Source organism: Streptomyces sp. NPDC088252 (assembly GCF_044740965.1).
Classification (GTDB): Bacteria; Actinomycetota; Actinomycetes; order Streptomycetales; family Streptomycetaceae; genus Streptomyces.
This window is the reverse complement of sequence record NZ_JBIURS010000035.1, coordinates 1-20,979: the sequence shown is the minus strand read 5'-3', so window position 1 is coordinate 20,979 and position 20,979 is coordinate 1. Positions and strand designations below refer to the sequence as shown.

The window sequence follows — 20,979 nt, the reverse complement described above, 5'->3', positions numbered from 1 at the left end:
CCTGTCGGGTGACCTCGGAGCAAAGAGGTCGCGCGGCCCGTGGTCGCGCGGCCTCTTCACCCCTACCTGTCGGTCCGGATCACCACCACCAGCGTGCGCGGTCCGTGCACGCCCTCGACCCGCTCCAGTTCGATGTCGGACGTGGCCGAGGGGCCGCTGATCAGTGTCGTCGGCCGTTCGGGCACCAGCCGGGCCACCGCCTCCGGCACCCCGACCTCGACGGTCGACAGATCGACGACGCAGACATGCAGGTCGGGGACGAGGGACAACGCCCGCCGCCCCTGGTCGGGCGAGCCGTCCAGGAAGATCGTGCCCGTCTCTGCGCAGCTGACGGCCGAGGCGGTGACGACCCCGTCCAGCGCGTCGAGGCGGGGCGCCGGGACGGCGGCGGAGTCCTGCTGGACCTCGCCCTCGTAGGTGCCGAGCCAGGCCGGGTCGAGTCCGGCCGGCACACCGATCCGTCGGGCCCCACGCTCCCGCAGCGCCTCGGCGACGGCGTCCGCCGTGCGGTCGGCGGTACAGGTGCGTACGTGTGCCTTGTAGTCGACGAGCCGGTCGGTGAGGAGTGCCAGCCGCTCGTCGTCGGGGAGGGTGCGGCCGGTGCGGTAGGCGCGGGGAACGGTGGTGTCCGGGGTGGGGGCGAGGGCCAGGGCGTCCTTGATCCTGCCCAGCACCGTTTCACGAGCGGTCGTCACTTCTCCCCGTCCTTCCGGTACTCGTCGGTGGCGGCCCGCATCGTCGCGGCGCCCTCGGCCGATGCCAGCCAGGAGCGGAAGGTCTGCTTCGGCGGGGCGGCGGTGTCGCGGCTGTCGCTCCAGCCGTTGAACGGCGGCGGCAGATGGGAGATCTTCCCGTCCCGCCCCGCGATGACCCGGCCGAGGCCCGCTCCCTTCTGGGCGGCGGTGAACAGCTTCGGCCGCTTCATGACGGCGGCCGCGGCCTTCATGGCCAGTTTCTCCGCCGTCGTACCCGCCTGCTCGGTGTGCTGGTGGCGCAGCTCGACCAGCAGCGACGGGATGTCGATCTTGACCGGGCAGGCGTCGAAGCAGGCGCCGCAGAGGCTGGAGGCGTACGGCAGCGAGCTGTTCGGATCGTCCTTGGCCGCGTGCATGCCGGCGAGCTGCGGGGTGAGGACGGCGCCGATCGGCCCGGGGTACGTGGATCCGTACGCATGGCCGCCGGCCCGTTCGTACACCGGGCACACGTTGAGACAGGCCGAGCAGCGGATGCAGTTGAGCGCCGCGCGCCCGATCCGGTCGGCGAGCGCCGCGGTGCGTCCGTTGTCGAGCAGGACCAGATGGAAGTCCTGCGGTCCGTCGCCGGGCGTCACCCCGGTCCACATCGAGGTGTACGGGTTCATGCGCTCCCCGGTGGAGGAGCGCGGCAGCAACTGCAGGAACACTTCGAGGTCCTGGTAGCGCGGCAGCACCTTCTCGATGCCCATGACGGTGATCAGGGTGTCGGGCAGGGTCAGACACATACGGCCGTTGCCCTCGGACTCCACGACGGAGAGGGTCCCGGTCTCGGCGATGCCGAAGTTGGCCCCGGAGACGGCCACCTTGGTCGTCATGAACTTCTCGCGCAGATAGGCGCGGGCCGCGGCGGCGAGATGCGCGGGTACGTCGTCGAGGCCCGGATCGACGCCCGGGATCTCCTTGAGGAAGATCTGCCGGATCTCATCGCGGTTGCGGTGGATGGCGGGGACCAGGATGTGCGACGGCTTGTCGTGCGCGAGCTGGACGATCAGTTCGGCGAGGTCCGTCTCGTACGGGGTGATGCCGACCGATTCGAGGTGCTCGTTGAGGCCGATCTCCTGGGTGGCCATCGACTTGACCTTGATGACGTCGCGGCTGCCCGTCGCCTTGACCAGCCGGGCGACGATCTCGTTGGCCTCGACGCCGTCCCGCGCCCAGTGGACGGTGCCGCCACGCTCGGTGACCTTGCGCTCCAGTTGTTCCAGGAGTTCGGGGAGCCGGTTCATGGTGTCGGTCTTGATGGCCGAGCCGGCGTCGCGCAGTTCTTCCCAGTCGGGCAGTTCGCCGGTGACGTTCAGGCGTTTGGCGCGGATCGTACGGGTGGCCCGGCCGAGGTTGCGGCGCAGTTGTTCGTTGCGCAGCTCGTCGTGGGCGGCGGCGGGGAACTTCCGGTCGCCGCGCAGATTGCCCGTTCCGTACGGGGAACGGGGCGGCGTCGCGGGCATGCCGAGGAAGGTGCTGCTCATCGGACGGCCTCCGTCGGGACGTACGGCGAGGTGCGGGTGGCGGAGAGGATCTGCGCGAGGTGCAGGGTGCGGGTGCCTGAGGCGATACGGGAGAGCCCGCCGCCGATGTGCATCAGGCAGGAGGAGTCCCCCGCGGTGCAGACATCGGCCCCGGTGGTGGCGATGCTGCGCATCTTGTCCTGGAGCATGGCCGTCGACGTCTCGGCGTTCTTGACGGCGAAGGTGCCGCCGAATCCGCAGCAGGAGTCGGCTTCGGGGAGCTCGACGAGGTCGATGGAGTCGACGGCGCGGAGCAGCTTCAGCGGCTTGTCGCCGACGCGGAGCATGCGCAGGGAGTGGCAGGTGGGGTGGTAGGTCACCCAGTGCGGGAAGTAGGCACCGACGTCGGTGACGTCCAGGACGTCGACGAGCAGCTCCGACAACTCGTACGTCTTGGCCTTGACGGTGGCGACGCCCGCGCGCAGCGCCGCGTCCCCGTACCGCGCGGCGACGATCTCGTGCTGGTGCCGGACCGAGCCCGCGCACGATCCGGACGGCATGACGACGGCGTCGATCGTCGCGTCACCGAACTGCTCGGCGAAGTTCCGTACCAGGGGGACGGGTTCGCGCTGGTATCCGGTGTTGACGTGCATCTGGCCGCAGCAGGTCTGCCCCGGCGGGAACACCACGTCATGGCCCAGTCGGGCGAGCAGGACCGCGGTCGATTTCACCGCCTCGGGGAAGAGCGTGTCTCCCAGACAGGTGGCGAAGAGTCCGATGCGCATGGGTCTCTCCGATCTTTTCTCCCTCTATATGGTCCGACCATACTAGCCTCGGTCCGAAACATGAAGGATGCGACGCTCGGGGTGGCGCGCCACATTAGCCATATACATGACAAGACGCGGGGCCGGAGAGGGGCATCGATGATGCGCACGCCCCACTCTCAAAGGCGCTCCGCGTTCTCGTCGACCAGCGTGCCGTGGAGGCTGCGGATGTGCCGCTCGACCAGGTCGGCGGCCTTCTCGCCCTTGCCCGCGCGCACCAGCCGCAGGAGTTCGGCGTGTTCCGCGTTGAGCGCGGCGGCCGTGGCCGGCCAGTCCTCGGCCTGCTCCAGGGCGCGCAGGATCAGGGGACGCACCGACTCGCGTACGGCGGAGGTGAGCGTGGAGGTCAGCGCGTTGCCGGAACCGCGCGCGACATGAACATGGAAGCGGGTGTCCAGGTCGTTGAACTCGGGCACCGCGACATCCGGCTCCCCCATGCGCACGACCAGGGTCTCCGCCTCGTCGAGGTCTTCCTCCGAGGCGTGCCGTGCGGCCGCCTCGAAGCTGGACCTCTCCAGCACCACACGCGCCTCCAGGACGTCCTGGAGGCTGTAGCTCCCCAGAGCGAAGTGCAGTCGGAGCAGCCGCCCGAGGGCATCGTCGGGGTTCCGCACGATCCGCGCCCCGGCATCCGGCCCCCGGCCGGGCTGGGCGACCAGCACACCGATGGTCTCCAGCACGCGCAGCGCCTCGCGCAGCGCGGACCGGCTCACCCCGAGCACCGGGGCGAGCTCCCGCTCGGGCGGCAGCCGGTCGCCGGCCCTGAGCTCCCCGGCGAACACCCGCTCCTCGATGCTCCGGAGCACGAGTTCATGCGTACGGGACTGCCGTACGGGTTGCCACTCGACGGGCATCCCGTCACCCCCTGCCTCGGCCGGAATCGTCCGGTGTCGTCTCGTCTGCCGCCGATCTTCAACTATGTCACACATCACGTATGGTCGGACCAAAGAGTGCCGGAATCATGTGCCTGCCCGGCAGTCGCGCTCGGGCGCGGTCCGCCGACGACGACCATCGCCACCACGGTGTCGGGCCGCGCGCCCGACCGGGCCCCGTGCGCGGCTCGCCGCCCGTGCGGTGCCCCGCTGTCGCGTGATGCGGCCCGCCGCTCAGTCGTCGAACGAACCGTGCCGACCGGCGCCGCCGCCGAACCGGTCCGCACCGGCCTGCGTCTCCCCCGCCGTGAGGGGCACCAGGCCGTGCCGGTACTCCCCCGCCAGCGCCTCCGCCTCGCTCAGACCGTGCTGCTCCCTGACCGAGAGCCGGTCGTGACGCAGGCACAGCTGGGGGAACGCTGCGATCTCCCGGGCGAGCCGCTCCGCAGCGCGCCGGGCCTCGCCGGGCGGCACGATCCGGTTGACGAGCCCCATGGCACAGGCCTCGGACGCCGGAACGGGGCGCCCGGTGAGAATCATGTCCATGGCCCGGCTCTCGCCGACGAGGCGCGGCAGCCGTACGGTTCCGCCGTCCACCAGTGGCACTCCCCAGCGACGGCAGAACACTCCGAACACCGCGTCGTCCTCCGCCACGCGCAGATCGCACCAGAGGGCCAGCTCGAGTCCCCCTGCCACGGCATGCCCCGAGACCGCCGCGATGACGGGCTTGCTCAGGCTCATACGGGTCGGGCCCATCGGCCCGTCGCCTTCGGCCCGGACCTCGTTGCCTCGCTCCGTACCGATGCCCTTCAGGTCGGCGCCGGCGCAGAACGTACCTCCCTCGCCCCACAGCACGGCGACGGCCGCATCCGGGTCGGCGTCGAACTCGCGGAAGGCGGCGGCCAGTCGGTTCGCCGTCGGGCCGTCCACGGCGTTGCGGACCTCGGGCCGGCTGAGGACCACCGTGAGGACGGGGCCGTCGCGCTCGATCCGTACCGCAGGTGTCTCGCTCATCGTCGCCCTCCACAGGGGTCACGCGGGTCCCGGCGGAGGATCTTCCCGACCGGGGAGTACGGGATGGTGGCCACGAAGCGCACGTTCTTCGCAGCCTGTTCCGGCCACCGCGCGCACGCGCCTGGCCTCACCCCCGTGCGCAGGGTGACCTAGGTGGTGACGGCCCTCCGTCCGGGTGCGGCCGGATTCATCTGATTCTCACGCAACCGTTCTACCGTGGGCCGCGTGACCCAGACGAGCCCGCCCGGCTGGCATCCAGACCCCGGGTATACAGGAATCGGCCCCGTTCAGGAACGCTGGTGGGACGGCAACCAGTGGACCGACCATCTCCGCCTGCCGCCCGCCACGATCAGGCGTCGGCGGATACGCATCGGCGTCACCGCAGGTGTGGTGGCGCTCGCCGCGATCGGGACAGGCGTCCTTCTTCTGTCGGATCCTTCCGGCGGCCCCAAGGAGAACGCGGCCACGGCTCCGTCCACCGCGCCCTCCGGCGCTCCCGGCGGCGGTGGGCGCGGCGGCGGCGAGAGCCGGGCACCCGAGCGGCAGTTGCCGCAGACCGAGGACGGCTACGCCACCGATCTGGCCGGAGGCATCAGCCTCCCCGTGCCCGACGGCTGGAAGGGCAAGTCGGGAATCGCGGGGGCGGGCGTGACCACCGGTGAGTACGCCTGCCCCGGAGACACGTCCCAGCAGTGTGTGCGCGGCGGCGTCTTCTCCATGCCGGCGACGGCCCTGGGGCTCGACACCACCACGGCGAAGGCCACGGCGACGAAGGACATCTCCGCCAACGCCACGGAGTCCTACGGCGAGAAGATCTACGGGGGCATCGCCTCGCATCAGGAACTCAAGTCCGAGCCGGTCACGGTGGCCGGCCAGCAGGGCTACCTGGTGCGCTGGAAGGTGGTGACGAAGAACGGCGACGACGGGTACGTGCAGTCGCTGGCCTTTCCGTCCCCCCGCTCCAAGGAGATGCTGATCGTCGTCCGCTCCGGCTTCGACATCAACGCCAAGGCACCGGCGCTGTCCGTCATGGACGACATCACCAAGGGCATCAAGGCCGCCTCGGGTACGGGCTCGGGCCCCGGCACCACCGCATAGGAGCGCGGACCGCGATCACACCGAGCGGGCGGGTGCCGTAGACGGGTGTGAGTACAAGAGATCAACCGGCTGAGTACGTCGCCCGATTCACCGGCGGGCCGTGGCTGGTCGAATGGCTGCCATGGCTCCTGACGCACCGCACCGCCCCCGCCTGCAGCACGTCACCACGGCAGGTACGGCCCTGGCCGTGACCCTGGCCCCGCTGGTGATCGGTGTGCTGCTCGCCAAGTCCATGGCGACGGACCCCATGACACCGGTCAACGCGATGGTCACCAGGGGCGGGCAGCCCGTACCCGTGTCGCCCACGCAATTGGGCCGATGCGGCAGGCATGCGCTGCGCGGGTGGAAGCGCCCGCTGATCGCGTACAAGCGCCCACGCGCGCTCGCGCGACGGTGCCCCGGGGTACCGTCGCGCGAGCGCTGAGACAACCACGCGCCCGGCGCACCCGGGCGAAGCCGAGCATCAGTCCCGTCGGCAGTGCAGGAACAACTGGGGCTCGGCCACCGCCGCTTCATGGGCCGGGGTGAACAGGCCGGCCTGCTCCCACAGGACCGCGAATCCGGCGCCGGCGACCAACTCGGTGAACTCCTCGGCGCCGAAGCTGGTCGCCCGCACCTCATGTCCCATGAAGACCACACTGACGTCCTCGGCGTCCACCGGTACCGTCGCGACGACCAGGTGCCCGCCGGGCACCAGCAGCCGCGCCAGCTTCCGCAGCAGTCGGGACTGGTCGTCGCGGGACATCTGCAGCAAGGAGAAGTACACGCAGACCGCGTCGAAACTTCCCTCTTCCAGGGAGAGTTCACGAATGTCCGCGCACTCGAAGGACGCACCGGGCACCTGCCCCGCCGCCAGTTCCACCATGACGGGTGAGACATCGACGCCCAGCACGTCATGACCGGCCTCGGCCAGGACCTGTGCGGTCGGCCGGCCCGTTCCGCTGCCCACGTCCAGGACCCGGCTGTGCGGTGCGAGGTGCTCCAACAGCCGCCGCAGTGAGGCATGGTGGGTGGCGGATCCGGCGAACGCCCGCTCGTACTCAGCACCCAGGGCGTCGAACACCCTGGCGGCGGCGAGGCCGTGGTCGTCGTCCATCGATGTGATTCCTTCCGTTGTCCGGGACGGCTCCCGGGATCGTTCCATCCTTCGAGAAGCCGTTCAACGCGGTGGTCCGGGGCGTGTCCGGGCTGGTGTACCGGCATGTCAAGCAGGACGGAGGCGCTGGCCAGTTCGCTCATGTCGTCCTCGATGTGGAGCCGTGGGAGGCCACGGGTGACGACGGCGGTGGCGGGGCGACGGACTTCGTGTTCCGGTCCACCGTCGTGGGTGGCCGGGTGCCGCAGGAGTTCGCCCGTGCGGTGGAGGCCGGCTGCCGGGACGCCCTGGCCGAAGGCCCCCTGGGCGGGCACCCGGTGACCGGGCTCCGGGTCACGTTGACCGACGGGGCGACCCACTCCAAGGACTCCTCGGAGATGGCGTTCCGGACGGCCGACCGCCTCGGGCTGCGGGAAGCGCTGCGCACCAGCGCGATGGTGCTGCTGGAACCGGTGGCCGAGGTCACGGTCCCCGTGCCCGACGACGCCGTGGGTGGGGTGCTCGGCGACCTGGCGGCACGGCGTGGCCGGGTCTCGGGCTCGACGGCGCGGGCGGGCACCTCGGTGATCACCGCTGCCGTGCCGCTGGCGGAGCTGTTCGGCTACGCCACCCGGCTGCGCAGCCGCACCCGTGGCCGGGGAACGTTCACCACCCGGGCCACCGGCTACGCCCCGGTGCCGAGCGCGGTGTCATCCGCCGGGGCATCGGCCCGGCAGTGACCGTGCCGGCCCTGCCCGTTCGCGGGCGGGGCCGGCACGGCCGCCGCATGCACAGTGGCCATGCCGGCCGCGTGACCGAGCCGCCCTGGTCGATCCACCGGGCCCGGTACGGCACTCGGCACCCGTGTTCGTGAACGCGACCGGTCGAACCGGGACGCCGCTCGCTGATTGACTGCGTGCGGACCCCACCGACCGGGACCGTACGGCTCTCACGCCCCGGTGCGGCGGGGTCCGCGGGTGGCCCCTGCGCGCCGTTCGCGGTGTTCGGCGCGCAGGGGCCCAGGGTTTGTGGCCTAGAGTGCGGTTGTGCCGTCGTACAGCATTGGGCAGGCAGCGCGGCTGCTCGGAGTCAGTTCGGAGACCGTCCGCCGGTGGGCGGACGGCGGCAGGCTGCGCATGGGCCGGGACGGCTCGGGCAACCGGGTGATCGACGGAGCGAGTCTGGCGGCCTTCGCCAAGGAGCGTGGGTCCGGCCTGCACGCCGTGCCGGACGAACTGCCCACATCCGTGCGCAATTCCTTCGCGGGGATCGTGACCGCTCTACGGGTCGACGACGTGGCGGCACAGGTGGAGGTCCAGTCGGGGCCGCACCGGCTGGTGTCGCTCGTGACGCGCGAGGCAGTCGACGAACTCGGGCTGGCCGTCGGGGTCACTGTCACCGCGCGGGTGAAGTCGACGAACGTCCATATCGATCTGCCCTGATCCCCCGCGCTCGTCAGCGGCACAGCAGTGCCGCGCGCAGATCCAGCTTGTGGTCGAGGCGGGAGATGTCCCGGCCCGTGAGGCTTTCGATGCGCTGGATGCGGTAGTGGACCGTGTTCACGTGGAGGTGCAGGGCCTCTGCGGTCCTGGCCCAGGAGCAGTTGTGCGCCAGGAAGACTTCGAGCGTCGCGAGCAGCGTGGCGTTCCAGGCTCGATCGGCGTGCAGGAGCGGGCCGAGCACCGTCTCGCGGTAGACGGCCCGCACGTCGTGGGGCACGCCCGCCACCAGGGTCTCCAGGCTGGAGAGGTCATCGACGGCTGCCACCCGCGCGATGTGCGGGGCCGTCGTGCGGGCCGCGGCGAGCGCGTGGCGGGCCTGCGCGAGGGCCGTGCCCAGCTCCTCGGGGGCGGTGACGGGCCGGCTGACCCCTGCGTGCGAGATCGGCGACGTCGAGCAGGGCTTCGCCGAGGCCGATGTCGTGCACGAGGAGACCTTCCGCACTCAGCGCGTGCAGCACGCCAGCCTCGAAACCCACGGCTGCGTGGCGTACTTCGAGCCGAAGGGGGACGGGACGGGCGAGCGCCTGACCGTGCGCTCCTCCACCCAGACGCCGTTCCTGACCCGTCGCGCCCTGTGTGCGCTGTACGGCCTGCCGGAGGACGAGGTCCGTGTGGTCGCGGGCCGCGTCGGCGGCGGGTTCGGCGGCAAGCAGGAGATGCTCACCGAGGACATCGTGGCGCTTGCCGCGCTGAAGCTGCGTCGGCCGGTGAAGCTGGAGTACACCCGCGCCGAGCAGTTCCACGGAGCGACCACCCGGCATCCCTTCATCATCGGATCAAGGTCGGGGCCCGCGCGGACGGCACCCTGACCGCCGTGCAGATGCGGGTGGTCTCCAACACGGGCGCGTACGGCAACCACGGCCCGGCCGTCATGTTCCACAGCGTGGGTGAGTCCTTCGCCGTCTACCGCGCCCCGCACAAGAAGGTGGACGCCTACTCGGTCTACACCAACGCCGTTCCCGCGGGCGCATTCCGGGGGTACGGACTAGGCCAGGTCACCTTCGCCGTCGAGTCCGTGATGGACGAGCTCGCACGCCGTCTCGGCATGGATCCGCTGGTCCTGCGCGAGCAGGACATCAGCGGTCCGGGCGAGCCGATGCACAGCCCCGTCGGCGAGGAGGAGGACCTGCACATCGCCTCCTACGGACTCGACCAGTGCCTGTCCGTGGTCCGTCGGGCCATCGCCGAGGACACCGGCGACCAGGACGTGCCCGAGGGGTGGCTCACCGGCCAGGGCACCGGAATGGCCATGATCGCCACCGGCCCGCCCGGCGGCCACTACGCCGACGCCCGCGTCTCCCTCCTGCCCGACGGCACGGACGACATCGCCGTCGGCACCGCCGAGTTCGGCAACGGCACCACCACCGTCCACAAGCAGATCACCGCCGGCGCCCTGAACACCACCGAGGGACGGGTCACGATCCGGCAGTCCGACACCGACGTCGTGCGCCACGACACCGGGGCCTTCGGCTCCGCCGGCACCGTGGTCGCGGGCAAGGCCGTTCTGCTGGCCTCGCAGTCGCTCGCGGAGCGGCTGCGCACGCTCGCCGCCCGCCACACCGGCGTGGCGCGGCACCTGTGCGCGCTCGGGGCCGAGGCCGTCGACTGCGCCGGCCGGCTCGTCACGCTCAAGGAGTTGCACGAGGTGGCCCACACGACCGGCGCCGCGGACGAACTCGCCGCCGACGGCCACTGGGGCGGCTCGCCCCGCTCCGTCGCCTTCAACGCCCAGTGGTTCCGGATCGCCGTCGATCCCGGCAGCGGAGAGATCCGCATCCTGCGCAGTGTCCACGCCGCCGACGCCCGCAAGGTCATGAACCCGATGCAGTGCCTCGGGCAGGTCGAGGGCGGGGTGGCGCAGGCACTGGGGGGCGACCCTCTTCGAGAACGTACGACTCGACGAGCGCGGCGAGGTCACCACGGCCGCGTTCCGCCGCCACCGGCTCCCCCAGTACGCCGACGTCCCCCGGACCGAGGTCCATTTCACGGAGACCACCGACGCGATCGGCCCGCTCGGCGCCAAGTCCATGAGCGAGAGCCCCTTCAACCCCGTCGCGCCCGCCTTCGCCAACGCTCTGCGCGATGCGACCGGGATCCGCTTCACCGAACTCCCCCTCACCCGCGATCGCGTCTGGCTCGCTCTCAGCCGGCACGCACACACCGCCGCCGAGGACCGGCATCTTGGTTCATGAACCCGGAGAATGCGATCGCTTCACTCGTAGCAAGCTCACAATCACACGCGAAACAGCGTGTTTTGGGTGGCAATCACGATTCCCGCCCCGGGCGGTCGGGTATCACTGGGCGCAGTCGCGGCACCGACTGCCCGAAGGGGATTGACGATGAGCCGGCTCAGCACTCCACCGCATTCGACCACCGCCCGGCACGGCACCTTCGCACTCTGGGGGGAGGTAGCCCTTCCGACGACACTGACCGTCGCCGACCTGCGGCAGGGCTGGACCCAGCACCGTGCCGACGTCGTATTCGACTGCGCGACCGCCGGGCCGCAGCATCACACCTTCGAAGGACCGCTGCTGCGCGAGGTGGTGAGCCGGACGCGGCCGCGCTTCGACCCGGTGCGGCGCAAGGAGCGCTCCCGCTTCCTGCTCGCCGTGAGCGGCGGCGACGGCCACCACACCGTTCTGTCGTGGGCGGAGATCGACGCCGACTTCGGCAACGCCCCCATGCTCCTCGCGACGTGCATGGACGACGAGGACCTCGACACGGCCGGCACCCAGCTCGTCGTCCCGTCCGACCGCTGCGGCGCCCGCTACGTCAGCGCCGTCACGACCATCTGGATCGGCGCCTGCCGCATGCCCGGCGCCCCCTCGCGAAAGGACTGAGGCGCCGGGACGCCGTCCTCCGACCGGGCCGCACGTCCACCGGGCATCGGCCACCGACCGCGCGAACCGCTGCACCGGCGTGGACCCGTCCGTGACCCGGCCGTGCCCCGCAACGACGAACGCGGGCGCCGCCTTCCCGGCACGCCGCGCGGCCCGTACTCCGTGCCGAGCCCGATCGAGGTCACCCGCCGGCACGGTCGAGGGCGTCGGCCTCCGCCCGTCCCCGGACATGGTCGAGGGGCTGGCTCGGATTTCTCCGGAACAGCCCCTCCAACCACGACTCGTTCGAGTCGGGACGACAGGATTTGAACCTGCGCCCCCTTGACCCCCAGGAGTGCGAGCGAGGGGAATTTTCCGAATAGATCACACATTTCACCGAGGCAGATCGTGCATGGCGAGGCACACCGTGCGGCACCGGGCATACCCTGTGGTCCCCAACTGGCCCCCAAGCCCGGACCCGGTCGCCCCTGGAGGTCGGTACTGGTCGAGCGATCAGTAATTCGGCGCGGACGCCGGCGGACTTCATCTTCGAGATGAAGCCCTTCACCGGCCGCATGACGAAGGGGCGCCGGAACAAGGTCGGGGAATCGCCGGCAAGGGCAGCTCGTCGGAACCTCGTCCCCCACCTGATCCCGGCCCGGAAACAGGCCGCGACCGAGCCCGCCACGCGCTGACCTCACACAGGCCGGCAACAGGAGCATCCGGACGGGTCCCCATCACCAGCCCCATGCCCCATGCGTCCGGGCCTCCATCGACGGCGACCGTGGCGATGCCGAAGGCAGCGCGAGCGACGCCGACAGCGGACAGTCGCCGACGAAAGCGCTCGGACTGGCCAACCAGAACGCTCAGCCACGCTCCCGGCCCCACCCGGGAGGCGCTCAGCCAGCGACCCGCTGCAACATGACTCAAACCAGTTCGGGCTGCGGTTCGCGTCGCGGTTCCGGCAGATACGCCGACGCGGCCTTCCGGTCCCACAGCTTGGTGGTCCGTACGTAGCCGTAGACCACTGAGGTCATCGCCAGAATGAGCAGCGGCCCGAACACCCACGGATGTCCGGCCATCTCCACCGACAGATAGCGATACGACGCCAAGAGCCCGGCGAAGACTGCGGCACCGTAGACGACCAGCTGGATTCCCGACCGGTCCCAGCCGCGGTCGAGCGAGCGCAGCGCCGTCTCGATCGTGAGTGTGAACACCACACCGGCGACGATGTCCCCTCCGTAGTGGTAGCCGAAGCCCAGCGTTGCACCGAGCGTGGCGATCAGCCAGAACGTGCCTGCGAATCGCAGAGCCCACGGGCCCTTGCGGGAATGAATGAAGATCGCGGTAGCCCACGCCGTGTGCAGACTCGGCATGCAATTGCGCGGGGTGATCTCGTCGAAGAGCATCGGGTGCGGGGTATTGACAGGCGGCGGCGTGTCCGGCCACAGGTTGGCCACCGCCCAGTGCCCCCCGTCCGCGCCATAGGCGAAGATCGGTCCGACCACCGGGAAGATCATGTAGATGCCCGGCCCGAGCAGGCCGATGACCAGAAAGGTACGCACCAGATGATGGCCCGGGAAGCGGCGCTCGACCGCCACGTTGCGCAGCTGGTACAGCGCGACGACGACCGCGGCCACCGCGAGCTGAATGTAGACCCAGTCGAGAACGTGGGCGCCGACCGTGCCGGTGGCCGCGACAATCCGGCCTACCAGCCACGACGGGTTACCCAACGCATGATCGGCGGTTGCCACGTACTGGTCGAGCACCGCCGGGCGGGTCTTCGACGTGATCAGCAGCCAGGTGTAGCCGGTCTTGCGGCCGGCCACCAGCAGCAGGGCCAGTCCGACGCCTTTCAGCAGCAGGACGCGGTCCCGGTCGGTGCGGCGCGTGACAGCGATGGCGGCACAGGCCAAAGTCACCCACAACGCGCCGTTGCCGAACATCATCTCGGCGTCGACCGCCCGCCGCACGAGCCAGAAGACGACGTCGATGCCGATCGCGGCGCCGGCCGCGATGAACCGCTGCCGCCAGGTGAGCACCACCATCATCAACGCCATACTGACGTACAACACCGTCCCCGATTTGGGGGCGAATATCACCTCTCGCGCCTGGTCGGTGATCGGCCCCGGCTCGCCGTACCGACGCGCGGCGACCTCCAGTGCAATGAGGAATCCGAGGGCCGCCACACTCACCGCGACCCACAGCATGACGCGTGGTTGACGCCATGCAGCGAACCTAGTTCTGCCGTCTATTCGCGAAATCATTCGCGTTACTGTAGATATCAATTTTCAGCTGCTTTGTCATATTTCAATGTGATCGTTGCGAGCTCGAACATGCTAACGGAACGGGTGCGTTTCACTGATCACAGGTACGCCGAATACAGCGATCAGCTCCCCTTTTCCCGCGGCCACGGCGGACATGGAACGCCGCGCGCCCCGCACGGCCCCGGATTAGGGCGGCGCGGGCGGCTCGGTGGACGGGAGGGCGGGTGTCGGGGCGAGCTCGACGGCGACAGTGAGCCTTTTCCAATCTCACGCTGACGCGTGATGAAGGACGAGAACGGCCTGGACGATCGCGGTGATGCGGTTGGTGCCCGGATGGAGCCGCCGGCGCCCTGATACGCCTTGTCGGCCCAGCACTTGAGGCCGGCCTCGGTGAGTGCGTCGACGATGCCGTGGGTGCGGGCGGCGGTCAGGTCGTGAGTGGAACCGGGCAGCGCGGGCGAGGCCCGCAGCAGCCGCCCGAAGGGATCGGTGAGGACCTGGACGTTCATGCCGTGACGTCAATGTTTGCCCGAGTAGCACGGGGTGTCAGCGGCGATCCGGTCGATCGACGACAGAGTGCCGTCCAGGATCACGAACGCCTTGGTCCGCGCAATGTGCATCGCCTCGGCCAGGGTGGGCGCGAGGCCGGCCAATACCTCGACGGCCTCGCGTATGTAGCGGCATACGGTCGCGATGCCGATACCGAACCCCGCGGCGAACTGGGCGTACGTGTCACCGCACCGCAGATGGGCCAGGGCGAGGAGAGCCTGACGACCCGCAGTCAAACGCCGCCATCGGGTCCCGATCACCCCTCGCCGCACAGCGAGCCGTCCGGTCAGGCACCGCAGGGTGCGACCGGACAGGTCGATCGACGACGGGTGGACAAGCACGCGAAGCTCCTGGTGGTTGCGGCGAGCTTGGTCGTGAACCCGTCTACCAGGAGCTTCGTCGTTCCGCAGATCCTTCCAACACGCGGCCAGCACCGCCAGGTTGGAAAAGGCTCCTTGTACGACGGCGGTGTACTGCCCACCGACAACCCCCTCCACCGCGATCGACCCGAAGATCATCCCACCCGTCAGCCAACGTGACAGTGCCGGAGAACGAGCGCCTGGACGAATTCACCACCGAACTGGACTCGATCGGCGTCGAACGCCGCTGGCCCGCGCCTGCCGGATACTGACCGAGCGGCTCCGGTTGACCTGGCGCGGACGGCTCAGTGCTGACTGGCTACCCTTCGCCGAGTTCGGCGAGGGGCGGGAACCCTGGTACGGGGATATTCCCCTGCGGAGAGAGATGCACCCGGCCACGATCGTCGCGTGCACGCACGATCCGGATGAGATGAACTACATCACAGCGAGTCTTGAGGGCTTCCTCGAAGTATCCATCGACGAGATTTTGGAAATCCGGAGGAGTACGCAACTGAGACCTGATCAAGAGGAATCCATCTGCTGAGCGTCAACGCGTTGCAGGATGAGGTTATGTGGGTCCGCTCGGGAGGCTGTCGTTCCGGTGAAAGCTCTGTTGGGACAACAACCCGCACCGAACCAGAGATCGATGATGTGCGAGCCGCGGTTACTTCCGGCGTACAGTGCACGCTCGGCATCCATGTGCCGGGCGCATGCTCACTGCTCGGAAGATTTGCCTCGATTCCAGGCCTGAGCCATGGCCTGGGCGGCCTCCGGACCGAGGTGCCGAGCGGCAGCGTGGTCAATCATCGAAATTTTCCGTGTACCGCTTCGTGAAACTCCCGAAAAGTCTCCGCAGGACGAGACCTGCGATTCCCAGCGGAACCATTGCCGCCGAGATGACCAGCAAAAGCAAATCGAGGGTGTTCCTGGTGAGAGTATTCCAGTAGCCGAGGTCTGAGGGAAGGGCGACCGTGCCGGTATCCGTCGGATCGTACACGACTACCATGGTGTAGCCGTCTCTTACTTGACGTGTCTTGAATTTCAGTGGCGACTCAACGGAACGCCCGCCGGACGGGGTAAAGCGTACCCAGCAGGTGACAGACAGCTCGCCGCCGTTTTCGTCGTGGAGAGCTTGCCGGCATCTCGTGACATCCGCGTGAGTCTGGACCCCGCGACTCTTCAAGATGGATATCACCTTGGTGTGGTTCGGTATCGTGAATGCGATGATCGTGACGAAACCGCACAACCCCGCGACGATCACGGTGATGGACGTGATCGTGAGATACGTGAGCAGATTGCGTGGACGTGCGGGCTTCGTACTCATCGGCTCCCTGACGTAATTGAATCAGTCGATACCGGTCTACCCCGTCCATCCGGGGCGTGATCGTTCCGTGGTAGACCGATGGACCACACCTCAAGTGCGGACCGTCATCCCCATCGGCTACCGACCTGGGTGTCCTCGGAAATCTGAGAACAAGGCGAAGTACTACGGCACGAACGTCGAGTTCCTCTTCGATGTCCCACTGGCTGTCATCTGGTACGACGAGCAACGAGCCGTCAACGAGACGGACTTGCTGGACGTGGCTCCCGCTGTGTGGGGTACCCCCGCTGAACCCAGGTGTCAGGCGTGTCGCCCAGGGGTGTAACGCCGCCGGTCGAGGTCGACCGCCGGCCCAGGGAAGCCTCACGCTTCCGCAACTGACCAGAGCATCCGCCTGCCCCTCGCCTCCGGTTACGGGCACCGCTCGGCGGTACACCATCCCGCTCAAGGTTACTCACCGGCGGCCAGGCCGGATGCCTGACGCTGGCGGAGCGCTGCGTCCTCGGCATCACCACCAACCGCGACCACCTCCGGGCCACGGTGGAGAACACCATCGGTATCGTCACCGCCCTCAACCCGCACATCGGCTACGCCCGGGCGAGCGCCGCCGCACAGGAAGCGCTCGTCACCGGCCGCACCGTCGCCGACATCGTCCTGGCGCCTGGACTCCTCACGCAGGCCAACCTCGACGACATCCTCCGTCCGGAAGCCTCGTACGGTCCGGCAGTTGCAGTTCCAGGTGACAGTGGAGGAAGCGGGCAGCGATGGCGCAACCCGGCCGTCCCGTCGGCAACGCCCTCACCAACGGATGGCAGTGTTGGCTCATGACCGAAGACGGAGATCCCCATCCTGATGACTGGCCGACGCAGGCACGCCAGTCGTTCCTCACCACCGTGTGGAACATGGCTGTCGACGAGGACGCCTACACCGACGGCTCCCCGTCGTGGATCGAGTCCTGGCTACGAGGCCACGAACAGGGGAGCGTTCCCGGCAGCGCATCGGCTGCGGCGCTGCACCGGATCCTGGCGTGCGGGGCGGATCCGGACGATCTGACCGATGTGGTGCGGCAGATGCAGCACGATCTTGCCTACAACGTCTGCCGGCTGATCGACGATCCAGGGCTGTTGGGCATCGGACTGGACGAGGACCGGTCCGAGCAGACCGACTTCCGCTGGGAGCTCGTGGCGGTCCGCACCGCACAGCCGACAGAGCGGGCACCGATCGATGGACTGCACTCCTCACTCGACGAGCTCGACCCCAGCGGCCGCGGCGGCGAGCCACGCGGCCGACCCGTTCCCGCCCGACTGCCGGGCTATCCCCTCCACGCGCGGCTGGCCGTTGCCCACGTACGCTCGGGCGATCGCATCCAGGCGATCAACACCTGGCGGAAGGCGACCGGCGCGTCGGTGATGGAGGCGAAGGCAGCCATCAACCAACTTCTCGACCAGTTGCGGCAAGATCCGGAGAACTCGCAGCAGTGACCGAGGAACGGCTGTCGCACACGCCGTAGTTGTGACGGCCGGCGGAGATTCCCGACTCGCCGGCTGGCGCTGCCATGTGGTCCCGGCCCTCGGGCACTTCCCCGCCCGGATGATCACCAACGGCGCCGTCGACCGCACCGTCCACGGCTGGATCACCGACCAACACAGCCGCTCCACCGTCAAGAACAGCCTCGCCGTCCTCGTCCGCGTCATGGAACAAGCCGTCCGCGACGGGATCATCACCGTCAACCCCGCCCGAGTCACCGGCTGCAGCGCGAGGACAAACAGGCCGAGGACGAACTCGACAACCCCCGCGCCCTCGCCCTGCGCGACTGGCCCACCCTGCTCCGCCTCGACCAGGCACTCACCGACCGATCCCACGACCACTACCGAGGATGGCGCGAGGTCGTCGTCTTCGCCGCCGCGACCGCCGCCCGCATCGGCGAGGTCTCCGGCATCCGCGCCTGCGACATAGACACCGAGAACTGGATCTGGACCGTCCGCCGGCAGACCACCCCCGCACCCGGCGGACTCATCGACAAGAACACCAAAGGCAACCGCGCCCGCCAAGTCCCCCTCATCGAGGAAATCCGCCCGATGATCCCCGAACGCATCCTCGCCGTCGGCCCCAACCCTGACGCGCGGCTCTTCACCGGGCCCCCGCGGCGGCCGCATCTCCACCGCCGTCCCACGGGACGCAACCCACTGGGACGAGGTGGTGACCTCACTCGGCCACGAACACCTGCGCCGCCACGACCTCCGCCACACAGGACTCACCTGGCTCGCCGACGTCGGCGTCCCCGCCCACGTCCTCCGCAAAATCGCCGGACACGGCTCCCTCCTCACCACCCAGCGCTACCTCCACCCCGACATGACCCAGATCACCAACGCCGGCCACGCCCAAGAAACACGGAAAGGCGGTACCGGATTTCTCCGATACCGCCTGCGACCTGCGAAAAAACAAGTCGGGACGACAGGATTTGAACCTGCGACCCCTTGACCCCCAGTCAAGTGCGCTACCAAGCTGCGCCACGTCCCGATACTCGTCTGACCTGGGGTTTCCTCCTGGCCGAACGCGCATGAGAACAATACCGCACTCGGGCGGGTGGTCTCGAACCACTTTCCCCGCTTGACCTCAACCGAGCTTGATGTTTCACGCTGGACCCATGACGAGGACGACTGCCGCACCGACGGCCGACTACGGCGACATGAACCGGCTGATGGGCCTGATGACGGGGGACGAGAAACACGGCCCCGCCGCGACTTCCACGCTGGACGCCCTCTGGGTGCTCTACGACCGGGTGCTGCGGGTGACACCCGGCACGGTCGACGCACCCGACCGCGACCGCTTCCTGCTGTCCAAGGGGCACGGGCCGATGGCGTACTACGCGGTCCTGGCCGCGCACGGCTTCTTCGACGAGGAGCTGCTGCCCGGCTTCGGTTCGTACGACTCGCCGCTCGGGCACCATCCGGACCGCACGCTGGTGCCGGGCGTCGAGATCGGCAGCGGGTCACTGGGGCACGGGCTCCCGCTGGCCGTGGGGAGCGTGCTCGGCCTGCGGGCGCAGGGGCTGACCGACCCCCGGGTGTGGGTGCTGATCGGGGACGCAGAACTGGACGAGGGCAGCAACCACGAGGCGCTCGCCTACGCGGGCCCGGCCGGGCTGGAGCAGCTGCACACCGTGGTGATCGACAACGCGTCGGCGTCCTACGGCCGGCCCGGCGGGATCGCGGCCCGGTTCGAGGCCGCCGGCTGGTCGGTCGAGTCCGTCGACGGCCGGGACCACGAGGCGCTCCACGCGGCCTTCACGGCCGCCCATCCCGGACGACCGCGCGTCGTCGTCGCACGGGTCGCCCCCAAGAACTGAACGCGTCGGGCGAGGACCGAAGACGCGGCACCGACGAAATCGGAGAGGGACACTTCACATGGACACGATGCGTGACCGCTTCATCTCGACCACATCGCAGCTGCTGGACGAGGACCCCCGCCTCGCGCTGGTACTGGCCGAGATCAGCCGGGACGGTTTCGAAGGGGCCGAGCGGGCCCATCCGGACCGGGTCGTCAATGTGGGCATCAGGGAACAGCTGCTGGTCGGCGCGGGGGCCGGGATCGCCCTCACCGGGCTGCGACCGATCGTGCACACCTTCGCCAGTTTTCTCGTGGAGCGGCCGTTCGAGCAGGTCAAGCTGGACTTCGGACACCAGGGAGTGGGCGGGGTGCTGGTGAGCGCCGGAGCTTCGTACGACTGGCCGGCCGGCGGCTTCACGCACATGGCACCGGGTGATGTCGCCCTCCTGGACACCCTCGACGGCTGGACCATTCAGGTGCCGGGCCACCCCGACGAGGCCGAGGCGCTGCTGCGGCAGGCCGCGGCCGGGGACGGCCGGGTGTATGTGCGGCTGTCGCTGCAGTCCAACGACCACGCCCGACCGGTCGGCGCGACGGCCGGGTTCCTCACGGTGCGCGAAGGGACCGGCGGGGTGGTGATCGCGGTCGGGCCGATGCTCGACAACGTCCTCGCGGCGACCGAGGGCCTCGACGTGTCCGTGCTGTACGCGACGACGGTCCGCCCGTTCGACGGGGCGGGGCTGCGCCGGGCGGCCGGTGGCCGCGGGGCCGCCGATGTGGTGATCGTCGAGCCGTATCTGGCGGGCACGTCCACCGCCGCCGTCAATGACGCGCTCGTGGAGCTGCCCCACCGCGTGCTGGGCCTCGGGGTGGGGCGGACCGAGCTGCGCAAGTACGGGCAGATGGACGAGCACCTCGCCGCCCACGGCCTGGACACGCGTGGCCTGCGGGAACGCATCGGCGCGTTCCTCCGCCGGTGACCGGCCCGGTGGCTGCGGGCCTGGGGCCACCGGCCCGCAGCCACCGGCCCGCACCCCGTGCACCGAGGCTCTGGCGACGTCACAGACGTGCACCACCGACCCATTGACCCCATCAAGAGCTGAACCTAATCTGAACGATGCACTCCAGAAAGCGCTTTCTACATCCCGCAGTCTGCATCTACCGCACAGGGAGCGCCCATGAGTCATCGTCCGTCGCCCGGCCGCCCGGCCGCCCGGCCGCCCGTTAGACGGTCCCGGTCTCCGTCCCCGCTCATCGCCCTCACCGCACTCCTGGCATTGGTCGTCGGCCTTCTCGTGGCCTCGCCGCCCCGGGCCCAGGCGGCCTCCTTCCGGGTCCTGGTCTACTCCGAAGTCACCAACTTCAGGCACGACTCGATTCCCGCCGGAGTCGAAGCGATCAAGAAGCTCGGCGCCGAGAACGGATTCGAGGTCGAGGCGACCGACGACTCCGCCGTCTTCAACGACACCGATCTCGCCCGCTTCCAGGCGGTCGTGTTCAACAACACCAACTCCACGCCGGGGTCCGGGGACTTGCTCAACGCCGACGAGCGGGCGGCGCTGCAGAAGTACGTCCGTGCGGGGGGGTGCCTCTATGTCCTTCGTCAAGTTCGCGCTGCCGGTTTTGAGGGTTTTCATCCTGGTCATGCGGCGAGGGTGGGGGTTCGGGACTCGTAGAAGGTGCCGTCTCGGAGCATCGCGAACAGGACGCTGGTGCGTTGGCGGGCGAGGCGGAGGAGGGCTTGGGTGT

General features: G+C 69.4%; 18 protein-coding genes, 1 tRNA gene and 4 pseudogenes. 12 read left to right on the top strand and 11 right to left on the bottom strand.

Features of this window, described 5'->3' with window-relative positions:
• Nucleotides 1-62: 62 nt before the first annotated feature.
• From ACIOHC_RS39480 to ACIOHC_RS39460, 5 genes are all read right to left on the bottom strand, one after another.
• A complete protein-coding gene (locus ACIOHC_RS39480; RefSeq protein ID WP_351082574.1) occupies nucleotides 63-695 on the bottom strand; it encodes an LUD domain-containing protein in 633 nt (210 codons plus the stop codon).
• Nucleotides 692-2,221 carry a lactate utilization protein B gene (locus ACIOHC_RS39475; RefSeq protein WP_401846365.1) on the bottom strand — a complete coding sequence of 510 codons (1,530 nt, stop codon included), beginning with the start codon at nucleotides 2,219-2,221 and terminating at the stop codon, nucleotides 692-694. Before ACIOHC_RS39475 ends, ACIOHC_RS39480 begins: the two co-directional genes overlap by 4 nt.
• Nucleotides 2,218-2,985, bottom strand: coding sequence for a (Fe-S)-binding protein (locus ACIOHC_RS39470; RefSeq protein ID WP_401846363.1), 768 nt, complete (start codon nucleotides 2,983-2,985; stop codon nucleotides 2,218-2,220). The genes ACIOHC_RS39475 and ACIOHC_RS39470 overlap by 4 nt, the downstream gene beginning before the upstream one ends.
• Before the next feature lie 158 nt (nucleotides 2,986-3,143).
• Complete coding sequence (locus ACIOHC_RS39465) at nucleotides 3,144-3,878, bottom strand: FCD domain-containing protein (RefSeq protein ID WP_351082579.1); 735 nt, start codon at nucleotides 3,876-3,878, stop codon at nucleotides 3,144-3,146.
• A 252-nt stretch (nucleotides 3,879-4,130) separates the two neighbouring features.
• Nucleotides 4,131-4,910, bottom strand: coding sequence for a crotonase/enoyl-CoA hydratase family protein (locus ACIOHC_RS39460; RefSeq protein WP_351082581.1), 780 nt, complete (start codon nucleotides 4,908-4,910; stop codon nucleotides 4,131-4,133).
• A gap of 225 nt (nucleotides 4,911-5,135) precedes the next feature.
• Between ACIOHC_RS39460 and ACIOHC_RS39455 the strand changes: the two genes are divergently transcribed.
• Both ACIOHC_RS39455 and ACIOHC_RS39450 read left to right on the top strand, forming a co-directional pair.
• Nucleotides 5,136-6,008 carry a DUF2510 domain-containing protein gene (locus ACIOHC_RS39455; RefSeq protein WP_401846361.1) on the top strand — a complete coding sequence of 291 codons (873 nt, stop codon included), beginning with the start codon at nucleotides 5,136-5,138 and terminating at the stop codon, nucleotides 6,006-6,008.
• 121 nt (nucleotides 6,009-6,129) lie between these two features.
• Nucleotides 6,130-6,432, top strand: a complete 303-nt coding sequence (locus tag ACIOHC_RS39450) for a hypothetical protein (RefSeq protein ID WP_401846358.1) — start codon at nucleotides 6,130-6,132, stop codon at nucleotides 6,430-6,432.
• A gap of 39 nt (nucleotides 6,433-6,471) precedes the next feature.
• Here the strand turns inward: ACIOHC_RS39450 and ACIOHC_RS39445 are convergent, their stop codons facing one another.
• On the bottom strand, nucleotides 6,472-7,104 hold the full coding sequence (locus ACIOHC_RS39445; protein ID WP_351082586.1) for a methyltransferase domain-containing protein: 633 nt from the start codon (nucleotides 7,102-7,104) through the stop codon (nucleotides 6,472-6,474).
• A 71-nt stretch (nucleotides 7,105-7,175) separates the two neighbouring features.
• Here ACIOHC_RS39445 and fusA point away from each other — a divergent pair.
• Nucleotides 7,176-7,823: pseudogene (gene fusA / locus ACIOHC_RS39440) on the top strand (elongation factor G); the annotation flags it as partial.
• 306 nt (nucleotides 7,824-8,129) lie between these two features.
• Complete coding sequence (locus tag ACIOHC_RS39435) at nucleotides 8,130-8,525, top strand: helix-turn-helix transcriptional regulator (RefSeq protein ID WP_351082588.1); 396 nt, start codon at nucleotides 8,130-8,132, stop codon at nucleotides 8,523-8,525.
• A gap of 13 nt (nucleotides 8,526-8,538) precedes the next feature.
• On the opposite strand, the gene ACIOHC_RS39430 is transcribed toward ACIOHC_RS39435, so the two are convergent.
• Nucleotides 8,539-8,850 carry a PucR family transcriptional regulator gene (locus ACIOHC_RS39430; RefSeq protein WP_389638432.1) on the bottom strand — a complete coding sequence of 104 codons (312 nt, stop codon included), beginning with the start codon at nucleotides 8,848-8,850 and terminating at the stop codon, nucleotides 8,539-8,541.
• A 112-nt stretch (nucleotides 8,851-8,962) separates the two neighbouring features.
• Here ACIOHC_RS39430 and ACIOHC_RS39425 point away from each other — a divergent pair.
• Both ACIOHC_RS39425 and ACIOHC_RS39420 read left to right on the top strand, forming a co-directional pair.
• A pseudogene (locus ACIOHC_RS39425) lies at nucleotides 8,963-10,777 on the top strand (xanthine dehydrogenase family protein molybdopterin-binding subunit); the annotation flags it as partial.
• A 147-nt stretch (nucleotides 10,778-10,924) separates the two neighbouring features.
• The gene (locus tag ACIOHC_RS39420) at nucleotides 10,925-11,425 is read left to right on the top strand and encodes a molybdopterin-dependent oxidoreductase (protein WP_351082591.1); all 501 of its coding nucleotides are present in this window, start codon (nucleotides 10,925-10,927) and stop codon (nucleotides 11,423-11,425) included.
• A 905-nt stretch (nucleotides 11,426-12,330) separates the two neighbouring features.
• Here the strand turns inward: ACIOHC_RS39420 and ACIOHC_RS39415 are convergent.
• From ACIOHC_RS39415 to ACIOHC_RS39405, 3 genes and pseudogenes are all read right to left on the bottom strand, one after another.
• On the bottom strand, nucleotides 12,331-13,671 hold the full coding sequence (locus ACIOHC_RS39415; RefSeq protein WP_401846356.1) for a phosphatase PAP2 family protein: 1,341 nt from the start codon (nucleotides 13,669-13,671) through the stop codon (nucleotides 12,331-12,333).
• Nucleotides 13,672-13,994: 323 nt separating this feature from the next.
• Nucleotides 13,995-14,561 (bottom strand): annotated as a pseudogene (locus tag ACIOHC_RS39410) (transposase family protein); the annotation flags it as partial.
• 817 nt (nucleotides 14,562-15,378) lie between these two features.
• Entirely contained in the window at nucleotides 15,379-15,903 is a 525-nt protein-coding gene (locus ACIOHC_RS39405) for a DUF3592 domain-containing protein (RefSeq protein WP_351082593.1), read from the bottom strand.
• A 537-nt stretch (nucleotides 15,904-16,440) separates the two neighbouring features.
• Here ACIOHC_RS39405 and ACIOHC_RS39400 point away from each other — a divergent pair.
• The 3 genes from ACIOHC_RS39400 to ACIOHC_RS39390 all read left to right on the top strand — a co-directional run bounded on the left by ACIOHC_RS39400 (nucleotide 16,441) and on the right by ACIOHC_RS39390 (nucleotide 18,381).
• Nucleotides 16,441-16,728, top strand: coding sequence for a hypothetical protein (locus ACIOHC_RS39400; protein ID WP_389638337.1), 288 nt, complete (start codon nucleotides 16,441-16,443; stop codon nucleotides 16,726-16,728).
• Nucleotides 16,725-17,381 carry a hypothetical protein gene (locus tag ACIOHC_RS39395; protein ID WP_401846354.1) on the top strand — a complete coding sequence of 219 codons (657 nt, stop codon included), beginning with the start codon at nucleotides 16,725-16,727 and terminating at the stop codon, nucleotides 17,379-17,381. The genes ACIOHC_RS39400 and ACIOHC_RS39395 overlap by 4 nt, the downstream gene beginning before the upstream one ends.
• Nucleotides 17,382-18,096: 715 nt before the next feature.
• Nucleotides 18,097-18,381, top strand: coding sequence for a tyrosine-type recombinase/integrase (locus ACIOHC_RS39390; protein WP_351082599.1), 285 nt, complete (start codon nucleotides 18,097-18,099; stop codon nucleotides 18,379-18,381).
• Here the strand turns inward: ACIOHC_RS39390 and ACIOHC_RS39385 are convergent.
• Nucleotides 18,347-18,420 (bottom strand) — tRNA-Pro (locus tag ACIOHC_RS39385). The genes ACIOHC_RS39390 and ACIOHC_RS39385 overlap by 35 nt on opposite strands.
• 127 nt (nucleotides 18,421-18,547) lie before the next feature.
• Here ACIOHC_RS39385 and ACIOHC_RS39380 point away from each other — a divergent pair.
• The 3 genes and pseudogenes from ACIOHC_RS39380 to ACIOHC_RS39370 form a co-directional block, all read left to right on the top strand.
• Nucleotides 18,548-19,249, top strand: a complete 702-nt coding sequence (locus tag ACIOHC_RS39380; protein WP_351082602.1) for a transketolase — start codon at nucleotides 18,548-18,550, stop codon at nucleotides 19,247-19,249.
• A 58-nt stretch (nucleotides 19,250-19,307) separates the two neighbouring features.
• A complete protein-coding gene (locus tag ACIOHC_RS39375; RefSeq protein WP_351082604.1) occupies nucleotides 19,308-20,210 on the top strand; it encodes a transketolase in 903 nt (300 codons plus the stop codon).
• A 205-nt stretch (nucleotides 20,211-20,415) separates the two neighbouring features.
• Nucleotides 20,416-20,816: pseudogene (locus tag ACIOHC_RS39370) on the top strand (ThuA domain-containing protein); the annotation flags it as partial.
• Nucleotides 20,817-20,979: the final 163 nt, after the last annotated feature.